The sequence below is a fragment of the Novosphingobium rhizosphaerae genome, assembly GCF_050920675.1.
Classification (GTDB): Bacteria; Pseudomonadota; Alphaproteobacteria; order Sphingomonadales; family Sphingomonadaceae; genus Novosphingobium; species Novosphingobium rhizosphaerae.
In genome coordinates, this window is sequence record NZ_CP137861.1 from 3804318 (window position 1) to 3818095 (window position 13778).

General features: G+C 65.4%; 9 protein-coding genes. 3 read left to right on the top strand and 6 right to left on the bottom strand.

Translation table 11 applies throughout. From position 1 onward, the window contains the following. The 4 genes from cysN to R9J51_RS17220 all read right to left on the bottom strand — a co-directional run bounded on the left by cysN (nt 1) and on the right by R9J51_RS17220 (nt 6791). A complete protein-coding gene (gene cysN, locus R9J51_RS17205; protein ID WP_168557638.1) occupies nt 1–1941 on the bottom strand; it encodes a sulfate adenylyltransferase subunit CysN in 1941 nt (646 codons plus the stop codon). Further along, the gene (gene cysD / locus R9J51_RS17210; protein ID WP_168557790.1) at nt 1941–2843 is read right to left on the bottom strand and encodes a sulfate adenylyltransferase subunit CysD; all 903 of its coding nucleotides are present in this window, start codon (nt 2841–2843) and stop codon (nt 1941–1943) included. Before cysD ends, cysN begins: the two co-directional genes overlap by 1 nt. A gap of 115 nt (nt 2844–2958) precedes the next feature. Beyond that, a complete protein-coding gene (locus R9J51_RS17215; RefSeq protein WP_179505222.1) occupies nt 2959–3885 on the bottom strand; it encodes a CmcJ/NvfI family oxidoreductase in 927 nt (308 codons plus the stop codon). Between the two features lie 125 nt (nt 3886–4010). Then, nucleotides 4011–6791 carry a TonB-dependent receptor gene (locus R9J51_RS17220; protein ID WP_179505223.1) on the bottom strand — a complete coding sequence of 927 codons (2781 nt, stop codon included), beginning with the start codon at nt 6789–6791 and terminating at the stop codon, nt 4011–4013. A 221-nt stretch (nt 6792–7012) separates the two neighbouring features. Between R9J51_RS17220 and R9J51_RS17225 the strand changes: the two genes are divergently transcribed. Genes R9J51_RS17225 through R9J51_RS17235 form a run of 3 tightly spaced genes read left to right on the top strand, consistent with a single transcriptional unit; the run spans nt 7013 to nt 10237 of the window. Next, nucleotides 7013–7915, top strand: coding sequence for an endonuclease/exonuclease/phosphatase family protein (locus R9J51_RS17225; RefSeq protein WP_432787612.1), 903 nt, complete (start codon nt 7013–7015; stop codon nt 7913–7915). Beyond that, nucleotides 7912–8673, top strand: a complete 762-nt coding sequence (locus R9J51_RS17230) for a DeoR/GlpR family DNA-binding transcription regulator (protein ID WP_179505224.1) — start codon at nt 7912–7914, stop codon at nt 8671–8673. Before R9J51_RS17225 ends, R9J51_RS17230 begins: the two co-directional genes overlap by 4 nt. Before the next feature lie 46 nt (nt 8674–8719). Further along, a complete protein-coding gene (locus R9J51_RS17235) occupies nt 8720–10237 on the top strand; it encodes an AarF/UbiB family protein (protein ID WP_179505225.1) in 1518 nt (505 codons plus the stop codon). Nucleotides 10238–10245: 8 nt separating this feature from the next. On the opposite strand, the gene R9J51_RS17240 is transcribed toward R9J51_RS17235, so the two are convergent. Both R9J51_RS17240 and lepA read right to left on the bottom strand, forming a co-directional pair. Next, nucleotides 10246–11856: a mechanosensitive ion channel family protein gene (locus R9J51_RS17240; protein WP_218843504.1), complete on the bottom strand. Its 1611-nt coding sequence runs from the start codon at nt 11854–11856 to the stop codon at nt 10246–10248. Between the two features lie 90 nt (nt 11857–11946). After that, entirely contained in the window at nt 11947–13749 is a 1803-nt protein-coding gene (lepA, locus tag R9J51_RS17245; RefSeq protein WP_168557632.1) for a translation elongation factor 4, read from the bottom strand. Nucleotides 13750–13778: the final 29 nt, after the last annotated feature.

Consider the following 13778-nt stretch of genomic DNA (forward strand, 5'->3'; position numbering starts at 1 on the left):
TCAGATCACCGGCATCCACGCGCCGATCACCCGCTCGACAATCCGCTCGGCGGCGTCTTCGGGGCTTTCGCGGCGCGTGTCCACCCGGATTTCGGGGTTTTCGGGGCGCTCGTACGGGCTGTCGATCCCGGTGAAGTTCTGGAGCTGGCCGCTGCGCGCCTTTTTATAGAGGCCCTTCACGTCGCGCTTTTCGGCGTCTTCCAACGGGGTGTCGATGAACACTTCGATGAATTCGCCTTCGGGCAGCAGGCTGCGCACCAGCTCGCGCTCCGCACGGAACGGGCTGATGAACGCGGTCAGCACGATCAGGCCGGCGTCGGTCATCAGCTTGGCCACTTCGCCCACGCGGCGGATGTTCTCGATCCGGTCGGCGTCGGTAAAGCCCAGGTCCTTGTTCAACCCGTGGCGCACGTTGTCGCCGTCCAGCAGGAACGTGTGCTTGCCCAGCGCGTGCAGCTTCTTTTCCACCAGGTTGGCGATGGTCGATTTGCCCGAGCCGGACAGCCCGGTGAACCACAGCACGGCCGGCTGCTGCATCTTGAGCGCGGCATGGGCCTTGCGCGTCACGTCCAGCGCCTGCCAGTGCACGTTCTGCGCGCGGCGCAGGCTGAATTCCAGCATGCCGGCGCCAACGGTGGCATTGCTGATCTTGTCGATCAGGATGAACCCGCCCAATGTGCGGCTTTCCGTATAGGGCTCGAACACCAGCGGCTTGTCGGTCACCACTTCGGCCACGCCGATGGCGTTGAGTTCCAGCGTCTTGGCCGCCAGATGCTCCATGGTGTTGACGTTCACCACATATTCGGGCGTGCGCACGGTGGCCGAAACGGTTTGCGTGCCTAGCTTGAGCCAATAGGCGCGGCCCGGCGTCAACGCCTCGTCGGCCATCCACACGAGCGTGGCTTGGAACTGGTCGGCCACTTCGGGCGGAGCGTCGGCCAGGGCGAGCACGTCGCCGCGCGAGCAGTCGATCTCGTCGGCCAGGCACAGCGTGATCGCCTGCCCCGCCTGCGCCTGGTCAAGATCGCCTTCCAGCGTCACGATCCGGGTAACCGTGCTGGTCTTGCCCGAGGGCAGCACGCGCACGGCATCGCCCGGCTTGACGCTGCCGCTGGCGATCAGGCCGGAAAAGCCCCGGAAATCGAGGTTCGGGCGATTGACCCATTGCACCGGCATGCGGAACGGGCGGGCCAGATCGTCGGCCCCGCGCACCGGCACGGTTTCCAGGTGCGCAATCAGCGAGGGCCCGGTGTACCACGGCGTGTTGGCCGATGGCGCGGTCACGTTGTCGCCGGCAAAGCCCGAGATCGGCAGCGCGGTGAACGTGTCGATGCCGATGCTGGTGGCAAAGGCGCGGTAATCGGCCACGATCTCGTCAAAGCGGGCCTGGCTGTAATCGACCAGGTCCATCTTGTTGACCGCCAGCACGATGTTGCGGATGCCCAGCAGGTGGCAGAGGTAGGAATGGCGCCGCGTCTGCACCAGCACGCCCTTGCGCGCATCGATCAGGATCACGGCCAGATCGGCGGTGGAAGCGCCGGTCACCATGTTGCGGGTATACTGTTCATGGCCGGGGCAATCGGCCACGATGAACTTGCGCTTTTCGGTGTTGAAGAAGCGATAGGCCACGTCGATCGTGATGCCCTGCTCGCGCTCGGCCGCCAGGCCATCGACCAGCAGCGCGAAATCGATCGCCTGGCCTTGGGTGCCCTGCTTCTTGCTGTCGCTTTCCAGCGCGGCCAGCTGATCCTCGAAGATCATCTTGGAATCATACAGCAGCCGCCCGATCAGCGTGGACTTGCCATCGTCCACCGACCCGCAGGTGATGAAGCGCAGCATCGTCTTGTGCTGATGGGTTTCCAGATAGGCGTCGATATCCTGCGCGATCAGGGCATCGGTCTTGTAGATGACGTCGGCCACGTCGGTGATCGTTTCCGGCATCAGAAATACCCCTGCTGCTTCTTCACTTCCATGCCGGCGCCGCCGGCATCCTTGTCGATGGCGCGGCCCTGGCGCTCGCTGGTGGTGGTCAGCAGGGTTTCCTGGATCACTTCGGGCAAGGTCTTGGCCGTGCTTTCCACCGCGCCGGTCAACGGATAGCAGCCCAGCGTGCGGAAGCGGATCGAGCGCATCACCGGTTCTTCCCCGGCCCGCAGCGGGAAGCGATCGTCGTCCACCATCAACAGCATGCCGTCGCGCTCCACGGTGGGGCGTTCGTCGGCAAAATAGAGCGGCACGATCGGCACGTCGTTCAAGTGGATGTACTGCCAGATATCCAGCTCGGTCCAGTTGCTGATCGGGAACACGCGGATGCTCTCGCCCTTGTTCTTGCGGGCGTTATAGAGGTTCCACAGCTCGGGCCGCTGGTTCTTGGGGTCCCAGCCGTGGCTGGCCGTGCGGAACGAGAAGATGCGTTCCTTGGCGCGGCTCTTTTCCTCGTCGCGCCGCGCGCCGCCAAAGGCCGCGTCGAAGCCATGGAGATCGAGCGCCTGCTTGAGCCCTTCGGTCTTCCACATATCGGTGTGGAGCGCGCCATGATCGAACGGATTGATCCCGCGCGCCTTGGCTTCGGGGTTTTGATAGACCAGCAGTTCCATGCCGCTTTCGCGCGCCATGCGATCGCGCAGCTCGTACATCGCCTTGAATTTCCACGTGGTGTCCACGTGCAACAGCGGGAACGGCGGCGGTGAAGGATAGAACGCCTTGCGCGCGAGGTGCAGCATGACCGCGCTGTCCTTGCCCACCGAATAGAGCATGACCGGGGCCTGCGCCTCGGCCACGACTTCGCGCATGATGTGGATCGCCTCGGCCTCAAGGCGTTGCAGATGGGTGAGCGACGGCATGTTCATGGCGCCGCCTTTGGCACAGCCGCCCCCCGCAGCGACAGGGCGAATTGGTTAAGCGCCCCCAAGCCAAACTTTGGGCCCTTACCCCTCCCGCGTGCGAAAGGGGCTTTCGTCAATCGAAATAGGCGATGCAGCGCACTTCTATGCTGCTGCGGATTTGGGTGTCGGGCAGGCTGCTGTCGTGGAACGCGGTGTGCGGGCAGCGCCAGGTCACGCTTTCGTCGCTGTCGTTGAATTTGAACAGCAGCACGTCATCGGCCGCCATGTTGGCGAAATACCACCAGCGGTGCGCGGGGGAATAGCGGAAGATCGTGGCGGCGATCATGTCCTCCTCGCCCGGCACCGGGGCCGTCAGCGCGTCGCCCACCGGAAATTCGTCCACCACGAACAGCGTGTTGGAGGCCGTTTCCGCCTCGCCCACGCTGCGCCCGTCGCACACCGCCAGGGGCCAATCCTGCGGCCCGGGCGAAAACGTGCGCCACAGTGAAAAACAGATCGCGCGGGCATAGCCTGGCCGATCGGCAAAGCGCTGGTCATGCATGCGCTGCGCGGCACGGCGCGCGGTGGGGCGGTTGTAATCGACATGGGCCTCGCCGGCCGGCGGCTGAATACCGCCGTTGTGCTGGTAATTGGCCACCTTCTCTTGCGCGCGGGCGGAAAGATCGGCCGAAGTGCGGATCATCCAGCCTTGCGCCGCCACGCGATCGGCGCCGCACATCCGCGCCACCAGCGCTTCCACTTCGGCGAAGTAATGCGCGTCGACATCGGCCCGGTCATGGAAATCCCGCACGGCGGACTGGTGGCGACCCAGCATGAAACCATGGGTGTCGAGCGTGAAGTGATCGCGGATCGGCATGCCATCGCGCACCACCACGGCATGATCGGTATACGTGCCGGTGTTGATTTCGGCCCCCTGGCTCACATAGCGGCGGGTGACGAAATTCCCCTCCCCCAGATAGCGGATCAACGCGGGCGCCTGGCGCGCGGTTTCTTCGATGGGATCGATCGCCTCGGGGCGGGCTGACAACACGGTGTCCATGGCGCTTCCTCTCGCACGGATGAAGCGATCTGGCGCGCTCCACTCGTTTGCTTGCCTAACAATTTTGCGCATGCGAGTCCAGCGGTGGCCCCCAGGCCGGCCCGGCCCGGGGGCTGCGGCAGCGATCAGAACGCAGCCGAAAGCGTGGCCTGGAACGTGCGGCCCCAGCGCACGATCTGCGGCACCGCTTCGCTGGTGGCGCTCACCGTGCGATAATAGCTGATATCGTCAAAGATATTGCTCGCCTGAAGCGACAGGCGCACGTCCGGGCGCAGCGCATAGCCGACCGAGGCATCGACACTGTGGGTTGCCCGCTGGGTATCGTTCATCGCCGCGCCACCCCAGGTGCCAAAGCGATAGGCCGCCACCAGCGAACCGTTGTAGCGGTAAGCCAGGTTGGCCGACACTTTCTTCCCTTCGTAGAACACCGAGGCATTGGCCAGGAACGAGGGCACGCCCTGCATCGCCTGGGTGGCATCGGTGCCCGAATCGAGCAGGTGGGCCCAGGAGTGCTGGAACGTCACGTTGCCCGAAACGCCAAAGCCCGAAACCCAACCTTGCAAAGCGCTCAACTGGAACCGGCCGGCCAGTTCCAGGCCATAGAGCGCCGCGTTCCCGCCGTTCATCGGCTTGCTGATCGAACTGACGCCGGTGCTGGCGATTTCCTGGGCGCGATAGCTGGTGCCGCGATCATAGAGATAGTTGCCGATCGCCTTGTAGAACGCCGCGATCGAGCCGCTGAAGCCGTGGGACTCATGTTCCAGATTGAGGTCGAAGTTCCACGAGGTGACGGGGCGCAAATCGGGGTTGCCCTGGGTGATGCTCACCGATCCATCGCTGTTCAGCTCGGTCTGCGTGCCGCCAGCCAATTGGAAAAACGCCGGGCGGGTATAGCTGCGCCAGATCGCGCCACGCAGGATGCCACCCTGCCAGGGATGCCAATCGGCGTGCACGCTGGGCAGCAGGATGTCATAGCGGGTGCGGCTGGTGCCCCAACCCGATGACGTGGTGGCCGTGGCGCCATCGTCCACGCTCACCGTGTTCCAGAAACGGTTGTCGATCGTGGTGTGCTCGAACCGCAGCCCCGGCTGGATCGCCACGCCGCCCGCCTGCATGCGCGCCAGCACATAGGCCGACCACACGTTTTCATGGCCCGACAGGGTGTTGCCGTTGTAATCGTCGGGGCTGAGCGTCACGGCGGAAGCGGCCGATGCCGCCGCCCCGGTCAGCGCGTCCCCATCGAAGCGCACGAACGAATAGGGATAATACTTCTTGTCGATCGCGGCGATGGTGTTGCGGGCAAACGGGCTGGCGCTCAGCGGCGTGCCGGTGTCGATGAATTCCAGGCCGCTATAGTCGCGCGAATAGCTTGCCCGGCTGCTGCGCACGAACTTTACCCCGGCTTTCACCGCCTGCACCAGGCCGCCCCTTGCCAGTTCGGCATCCAGGCGCCCGCCCACTTTGTTGGCCGTGCTGCGCGAGGTGGTATATTCGCCGCTGCCGTCGGCCTTGAGGAACAGGCTGCTGTTGTTAAGCCGGGCAAGCTGCGCCGCGCTCAAGGCCGGGATCGGATAGCCATCGCGATAGGTCACGCTGAACGGGCCGCCAAGCTGGTTGGCTGCGCTGGTTTCGAACGAGACTTCGGCATGGTCGGGCGCGGCGCTCTTGGCCCAGCTCCAGAATGCGGCATAATCCAGGGTCAGCGGCCCGTCGCTGGTCTTGCCGCCCAGTTCGGCGGTATCGAGCGCGGATTCCGCCGGAGCCGTTTCCACCCAATAGTGATAGGCGGCATCGCTTTCCCCGTTCTGATAGAGCCCGTCGGGGCGCACCGTGGGCGAGGAATAGTGATCGGCCTGGATGCCCTTTTGATAGACGATCTGGCGGATGTTGGATTCGGCCACCGTTCCGCGCAGATAGAGCTTGGTGGCGCCCATGTCCCAATCCAGCGAGAGCGCGCCGCCAAAGCGGGTCTGGTGACCTTCGGTAAACTGCGCGTTGGTGCTGGTCAGCAGCAGGTTGTCGGCCTTGCTGAAGCCTGCCGGGTTGCTGCCCTGCTCCCCTTCCGAAACGGCATACTCCCACTGCCCCGCCTGGAAATCGACCATGGTCGAAGCGAAGTAGCGCTTGCCGTAATAGCCGGTGGCATAGATGCCGAACTGGTGATCGGCGCCAAAATGCGTGCTGTATTCGCCCTGGGCCAGGCCGCTGCCGGCCGGCACATGGTAATCCAGGCCATACTGGCTGACACCGCCCTGAAGCGTGAGGCCAAGATGGCCGTCCTTGAAATTGTCGGCGCTGGGCGTGCGGAAATCGATCGTACCGCCGATCGCGTCGCCATCCATGTCGGCCGTCGATGTCTTGCTCACGACCACGGCAGCAAGGCCGACCGGCGGCAGCAGATCGAGCTGGATCTCGCGCGAATAGGGCATGCCCTGGGCGGCATTGGCGCCGTTGACGAGGTTGACGTTATACGAACCCGATAGCCCGCGCACATAGACGAAGCTGGCGCCGCCGCGCGCCGCGCCATCCAGCCCGCCGTGATTGCCCGAAGACGGGGTGCCGAAGAAGTCGGTGGGTGAAACCGAAATCCCCGCCACCCGCGCCAGGGCATCTACCACGCTGACATTGGGCTGGCGCACCAGGTCTTCGGGGGCAAGCACGGCGGTGGTGCCGGGCGCTTCCAGCTTCACGGTGCGTGCCGCCTGCCCCGAAACGACGATGCTACGGGTGTTGCCGTCGGCATCGGCCTCGCTGCTGGGGGCGGGCAAGCCATCGGCGGGCGCGGTGGCGGTGGCATGGGCCACCAGCGGGGCGGCGAGCCCGCCCAGCGACATGGCAGCGAGCGCAGCGCCACGCAGCAAGCGCGCACGGCGGGGCATGCCGGAAAGGATCGGCAAATCGGTCATCGAAGGACTTCCCTGTTGCTGAGTTGTTGGCCTGTTGGCGAATTCTTGGCCTGGCGGCGAATCGTCGGCACCCGTCAAGACGGCGCCTTGTGCAGCGGCACCTAGGCGCACCGCACGACGATTCCATGACACATCCACATTTTCTGATGAGATGTTTTGCAATTTTGAGGATTTGCAAACATTGTCATCGAAATTTCATCAAAAACGCCAAATGGGTCAGCATGATCGAAAACCGCATTCCGGCCCGGCTGCGCGCCTTGGCCTTGCTGCTTGCCGCCAGCCTCTCCCCCCTGCCCGCATGGGCGGCACCGCCGCCCCGGCCGGCCGGCGCACTGCGGGTGATGAGCTTCAACGTTCGCTGGCCCTCACCCGATGACGGGATCAACATCTGGCCAAGGCGCCAGCCGCTGTTTCTCGCCACGATCCGGGCCGCCGATCCCGATGTGATCGGCACGCAGGAACTCTATCGCCGCCAGGGCGATGCCGTGGTGCGCCATCTGCCGCACTGGCGCTGGTTCGGCCCCGATCGCTTTGGCGGCCATGCCGACGAGCACATGGGCATCCTCTATCGCCATGACCGGCTGCACCTGCTGCGCCACGGCGTGTTCTGGCTTTCCCCCACGCCGGATGTGCCCGGCAGCCTGGGCTGGGGCGCGACGTTGCCGCGCATGGTACAATGGGCCGTGTTCCAGCGCCGGAGCGCGACCCGCACCACGTTCCTGATGATCGACACTCACCTGGCCAACCGCGACAAGGAAGACGAGACGGCCCGCGCGCAAAGTGCACGGATGATCGCCGCACGCCTGCCCGCGCTCGCCGGCGCGTTGCCGGTGGTATTGACCGCCGATCTCAACGCCACGCCAGACAGCGCCGCCTATGCCACGCTGACCGCAAACCTCGCCGATAGCCGCCAACGCGCCGCCAACCCGCTTGGCCCGGAAGCCACGTTCCATGATTTCACCGGCCAGGCGCAGGATCGCATCGATTACATCCTGGTGCGCGGCTGGCGGGTGCGCAATTATGCCGCGTTGACCGACCACCAGGATGCGGGCTGGCCTTCCGATCACTTCCCCATTCTGGCAGACCTGACGCTGGACCAACGGGAAAGCACACCGCAACGATGAGCATCAAGCGCCAGGATCGCCAGGACCGCCTGCTGGCACTGCTCGGTTCGGGCACGACACTGGCGATCACGGCCTTGGCCCGCGATCTCGACGTGTCGGACGAGACGATCCGCCGCGAACTGCGCGATCTCGAGGCGGCCGGACGGGTGGAACGCCTGCACGGCGCGGTGCGTCTTGCCCGGCGCGAAACCGAAGGCCCGCTCGACCGTCGCCTGCACGAAAATGTCGATGCCAAGAAGCGCATTGCGCAAGCCGCCGCGCGCTTCGTGGCCGATGGCGACATCATTTTCATCGATGCCGGCACCACCACGTTCCATATCGCCCAGGCACTGCGCCAGCACACCGACCTGACGGTGATCACCAATTCGCTCGGCGTCGCCACTGCGCTGGGCGGGATCAACGGCAACCGGCTGTTCCTGGCCGGCGGGCAGATGGACTATGAATACCGCGCCTTTTCCGATCGCCAGGCGCAGGATTACGTGGCCGGGTTCACGCCGCACCTTGCCCTGCTGTCCGTCGGCGCCGTCAGCGCCGATCGCGGGCTGATGGATTTTCACGCGGGCGAGGCAACGATGAGCCGGATCGCCTATGCCACGGCAGGGCGCGTGCTGCTGGCGGCAGATGCGTCAAAGTTCGGGCGCTATGGCCTGATGGCCACTGCGCCTTGCGCCAGCGTGAGTGTGCTGGTTACCGATCAACCGCTTGCGCCAGACATCGCCAGTGCCTTCGCCCATGCCGAAGTCGTCGTAACGGGTTAGGCGGCAGGCGGTTGCACCCACCAATCGCGCCCCTACCTTGGTGGGCATGATGCATTCTTTCCCCGGCCGCGCGGCCGACAGTGCCCGGCTTGCCGAAATCACCCGCATCCTGGCCCGCCACGGGCTGGGCTGGCTGGCGGCCCGGTTCCTGCCCAGCGGGGAAAGTGCCGATGCCGGGGACGGCGATCCCGCCACCACGCCCCGGCGCGTGCGGCTGGCGCTGGAAGAATTGGGGCCCGCCTGGATCAAGCTGGGTCAGATCCTGGCGACACGGGCCGACCTGCTGCCGCCCGAATGGATTGCCGAGTTGGAGCGCTTGCAAAGCCAGGCTCCCACCCTGCCCTTTGCCGCGCTGCGGCCCGATCTGGAGCAGGCGCTCGGCGCGCCGGTCGATGCGTGCTTTGCCAGCTTTGACGAAGCGCCGCTGGCCGCCGCCTCCATGGCGCAAGTACACCGCGCCACTCTCCACGATGGCCGCGCGGTGGTCGTCAAGATCCGCCGCCCCGGCATTGCCGCCCCCATGCTGGCCGATCTGCGCCTGATCGCCGGCGCCGCCGCGCTGGCCGAGCGGACCAACGCCCAGGCCCGCCGCCTGCGCGCCGGCGCGATGGCAGCCGAATTGGCCGACGCGCTGCGCCAGGAACTGGATTTCACCGTCGAAGGCCGCAATGCCGACAAGCTGCGCGCCGATTTTGCCCGCAACCCGCGCGTGATCGTGCCGGAAATCCACTGGCCCCTCAGCAGCGAAAGCGTGCTGGTGATGGACTATGTGGCCGGCGTTGCGCCAACCAGTGCCCAGGCCTTGCTGGAGGCGGGGATCGATCCGGCCAGCATCGCCGCACTGGGCGCCGACGTCGTGCTCGACATGGTGCTGATCAACGGCCGCTTTCATGGTGATCCGCACCCCGGCAACTTGCGCTGCACGCCCGGCAACGGCATCGCCCTGCTCGACCTGGGCCTCGTCGGCCAGGTCTCGCCCCGGCGGCGGGAGGAATTCATCCGCTTTACCCAGGCATTGATCACCGCTGATGATACCGCCATGGCCGATGTGCTGGCCACCTGGGACGAAAGCGGCAGCGCACCGCCCGCGGCCGTGGCGGCGGCGGCGCGCCGCCTGGTGGAAACCCATGGTGGGCAAAGCCTGCGCCTGGCGCCGATGGTCGCCGATTTCCTGCCGCTGCTGCGCGAAACCGGCATCGTCATGCCGTCAGACTTGCTGCTGATCTTCAAGGCCCTGGTCACCATCGATGGCGTGCTGACCCGCATCGAGCCGGGGTTCGACCTTGCCGCCGCGCTGCGCCGGTCAACCTTGCGCCTGGTGGCGGCGCGGCTTTCGCCCGATCATTGGCAGCCGATCGTGCGCGCGCTTGGCCTGGAACTGGCGCACATGGGCAACGATGCGCCGCGCCTGCTGCGCGCGGCCGTGCAACGGCTGACCCAGCCGCCGGCGCCGATCGAACCATCACCGCAATGGGCCGCGCTCGTTCGCCCGATCACGCGCGCCATCTGGGGGGCAGGAACGCTGGTTGCCATGGCCGTGGTGGCCGCCCGGCTGCTGGGTTGAACAGCAGCTTAGTTGACCGGCACATCCTCTGAAGTGGGCAAGGGGATGCCACCCTGCACCATGACCGATCGCGTCGGCTGGGCCAGCGCGATGCCGGCCGCTTCGAATTTTTCCATGATGGTCAACAGCACGTCCTGTCGCGCCAGCATCGCCTTGTTGTAATCCGGCCCGGCAAGATAGGACCACACTTCGATCGTCAGCGCGGTATCGGCAAAATTGGTGAAGGTGGCGCGGATGCCATCGTTGAGCACGCCGTCATGATCACGCAAGGCTTGCGTCACGATGTCCACCGCCTCGCGCACTTTGGCCACGGTCAGGCCATAGGCAATGCCGATTACCGGGTTGAACAGGAAGCGGTCGCGCGTGGCGAAATTCTCGATCTGCCGGGCGGCGAAATCACCATTGGGAATGGTCACCAGGGTGCGATCGTTGGTGCGGATGCGGGTAGAGCGGATGCCCACGTCCTCCACCGTGCCCGAAACATCGCCCACCTTGCAGAAATCGCCCACTTGCACCGGCTGGTCGGCAATCACCGTCACGCTGCCGACAAGGTTCTCCACCGTCTTTTGCGCGCCCAGCGCCAGGGCGATACCGCCGATGCCCAGCGCCGCGATCCCCGTGGTAACGTTGATACCAAACGTATCAAGCACGCCCACCACGGTGAAAGCCAGCAACAGCAGCTTGGCCCCGCGCCGCAGCAGGTTGACCACCGAAATCACCTGGCGGCGCTGGTAGTGGTGCAGGCGCCGCGTCGCCAGTTCGGCGATTGCATCGATCAGGCGCAGCGCGAACCACACCAGCGCGACCAGCGCCACCGTGCCGCCATAGCGCAGCAGGGTCTGCCGCGCGACGATCGCCACGGGCAGCCGGTTGGCCCACATGAAGAAGATCATGATCGACAGGAACAGGCTGAGCGGGGGCAGCGCGGCGGCAAGGAAGCGATAGACCGCGCTATCCTGACAACGCGGGATCACCTTGCGCACCACCAGCAAGACCAGCGCGGCAAGCAGGCGGAACACGGCAAAGCTGACCGCGGCAAGGCCCAGCAGCATCGCCCAATCGCTGACCGGCGCGCCACCGATCATCCAGTTATCGGGACTGGTGCTGGCTGCCGGCGCCTCCCGCGGGACATCGGCCTTGGCCAGGATCTGCAAGGTTTCGGGCGCCACGCGCCATACCACCACCTGGCCTTGCTGGCTGCTGGCCAGCATCACCGGCACTTTATCCTCGCCCACCTTCATCGTGCCGACCTGCTCGCGGTTGAACGGCAGATCGTCGGTCAGGTCGCCCACCGGCTGGTTCGACAGCGCGCCGAACGCGCGCAAGGTGCCACCCTTGTCGAGCAGCACTTGCAGGCGCCGCGCCAGTTCCTCGGCGCCGTTGGTCAACCGCGGGTTGTCCATGCGCACCGACATGAAATGTGCGGCGCGTTCATAGTCGCGCCCGGCCAGGGCTTGGATCAGGCCCGCTACCGAAGATCGCGGGGTTTCGCGGCCATAGGGGTCTGACGGTGCCGCGGCGCTGGAGGAAGCGGTCGGTGTCAGCTGGGCATGGGCAGCTGGCGCGGCCAGCATCAACAGCGCCAGCAAGGCAGAGCGGATCAGGCGAAAAATGGGCAAGCGTCCTCCGGTCGGGCGGCAAAAGCGGTTGGCTCGTGCCGTCTCAACCGGGTGGCGGCGCGTTCGGTTCCCCGCCGCGCCGCGCAGACGTCACTCCTCGCCCATGCGCAGTGCGGCGATGAAGGCTTCCTGCGGGATCTGCACGTTGCCGTACTCGCGCATCCGCTTCTTGCCTTCCTTCTGCTTTTCCAGAAGCTTCTTCTTGCGGCTGATGTCCCCGCCATAGCACTTGGCGGTCACGTCCTTGCGCATCGCGGCAATGGTCTCGCGCGCGATCACCTTGGCGCCGATCGCGGCCTGGATCGGGATCTTGAACAAGTGGCGCGGGATCAGGTCCTTGAGCCGCTCGCACAGCGCGCGGCCACGCGCTTCGGCCTGGCTGCGGTGCACGATCATGCTCAGCGCGTCGACCGGCTCGTTGTTGACCAGGATGTTCATCTTGACCAGATCGCCTTCGCGCAACCCGATCTGCTCATAGTCAAAGCTGGCATAGCCACGGCTGATCGACTTGAGCCGGTCATAGAAATCGAACACCACTTCGTTGAGCGGCAACTCGTAATTCACCTGCGCGCGCCCGCCGACATAGGTCAGGCCGGTCTGGATGCCGCGGCGGTCCTGGCACAGCTTGAGGATCGAGCCGAGGTGTTCGTCGGGCGTGTAGATCGTCGCCTTGATCCACGGCTCTTCCATCGTGTCGATCTTGACCACGTCGGGCATGTCGGCCGGGTTGTGCAGTTCCTGGGTGGAACCGTCGGTCATGCTCAGGCGATAGACCACCGAAGGCGCCGTGGTGATCAGGTCGAGGTCGTACTCGCGGCTCAGGCGCTCCTGGATGATTTCCAAGTGGAGCAGCCCAAGGAAGCCGCAGCGGAAGCCGAAGCCCAGCGCCGCGCTGGTTTCCATTTCAAAGCTGAACGAAGCGTCGTTCAAGCGCAGCTTCCCGATCGAATCGCGCAGCTTTTCAAAGTCGGCCGCGTCCGTCGGGAACAGCCCACAGAACACCACCGGCTGCACTTCCTTGAAGCCGGCTAGCGGCTCGGCCGCGCCGCCCTTGACCGTGGTGATCGTGTCACCCACGCGGGCCTGGGCCACTTCCTTGATCTGCGCGGTGATGAAGCCGATTTCGCCCGGCCCGAGTTCGGCCAGTTGTTCGATCTTGGGGCGCATGCAGCCCACGCGGTCGATCAGGTGCTCGGTCCCGCCGGCCATGAACTTGACCTGCAGGCCCTTCTTGATGACCCCGTCGATCACGCGCACCAGGATGACAACGCCCAGGTACGGATCGTACCAGGAATCAACCAGCATCGCCTTCAAGGGCGCATTGCGATCGCCGCCCGGCGGGGGAATGCGCGCCACCACGGCATCGAGCACTTCCTCGATGCCGATGCCGGCCTTGGCGCTGGTCAGCACGGCATCGCTGGCATCGATGCCGATCACTTCCTCGATCTCGGCCTTGACCTTTTCCGGCTCGGCGGCAGGCAGGTCGATCTTGTTGATCACCGGCACGATCTCGTGGTCATGCTCGATCGACTGATAGACGTTGGCGAGCGTCTGCGCTTCCACGCCCTGCGCCGCGTCCACCACCAAGAGCGCGCCTTCGCAGGCGGCCAGGCTCCGGCTCACTTCATAGGCGAAGTCGACGTGGCCGGGCGTGTCCATCAGGTTGAGCTGATAGGTCTGCCCGTCCTTGCCCTTGTAATCCAGGCGCACGGTCTGCGCCTTGATGGTGATCCCGCGCTCGCGCTCGATATCCATGTTGTCCAGCACCTGCGCGGTCATTTCGCGCTCGGCCAGGCCGCCGGTGTATTGAATCAGGCGGTCGGCCAGGGTGGATTTGCCATGGTCGATGTGGGCAATGATGGAAAAATTGCGGATCAGCGCGAGGTCGGTCATGCGCCGCCGTTAGCAGGCCCTTTGCGCCC

Excerpts from the sequence above, each read along its gene's own strand:
- cysN (WP_168557638.1), bottom strand. The coding sequence starts at position 1,941 with ATGCCGGAAACGATCACCGACGTGGCCGACGTCATCTACAAGACCGAT.
- R9J51_RS17220 (WP_179505223.1), bottom strand. The coding sequence starts at position 6,791 with ATGACCGATTTGCCGATCCTTTCCGGCATGCCCCGCCGTGCGCGCTTG.
- R9J51_RS17215 (WP_179505222.1), bottom strand. The coding sequence starts at position 3,885 with ATGGACACCGTGTTGTCAGCCCGCCCCGAGGCGATCGATCCCATCGAA.
- R9J51_RS17225 (WP_432787612.1), top strand. The coding sequence starts at position 7,013 with ATGATCGAAAACCGCATTCCGGCCCGGCTGCGCGCCTTGGCCTTGCTG.
- R9J51_RS17235 (WP_179505225.1), top strand. The coding sequence starts at position 8,720 with ATGATGCATTCTTTCCCCGGCCGCGCGGCCGACAGTGCCCGGCTTGCC.
- lepA (WP_168557632.1), bottom strand. The coding sequence starts at position 13,749 with ATGACCGACCTCGCGCTGATCCGCAATTTTTCCATCATTGCCCACATC.
- R9J51_RS17230 (WP_179505224.1), top strand. The coding sequence starts at position 7,912 with ATGAGCATCAAGCGCCAGGATCGCCAGGACCGCCTGCTGGCACTGCTC.
- cysD (WP_168557790.1), bottom strand. The coding sequence starts at position 2,843 with ATGCCGTCGCTCACCCATCTGCAACGCCTTGAGGCCGAGGCGATCCAC.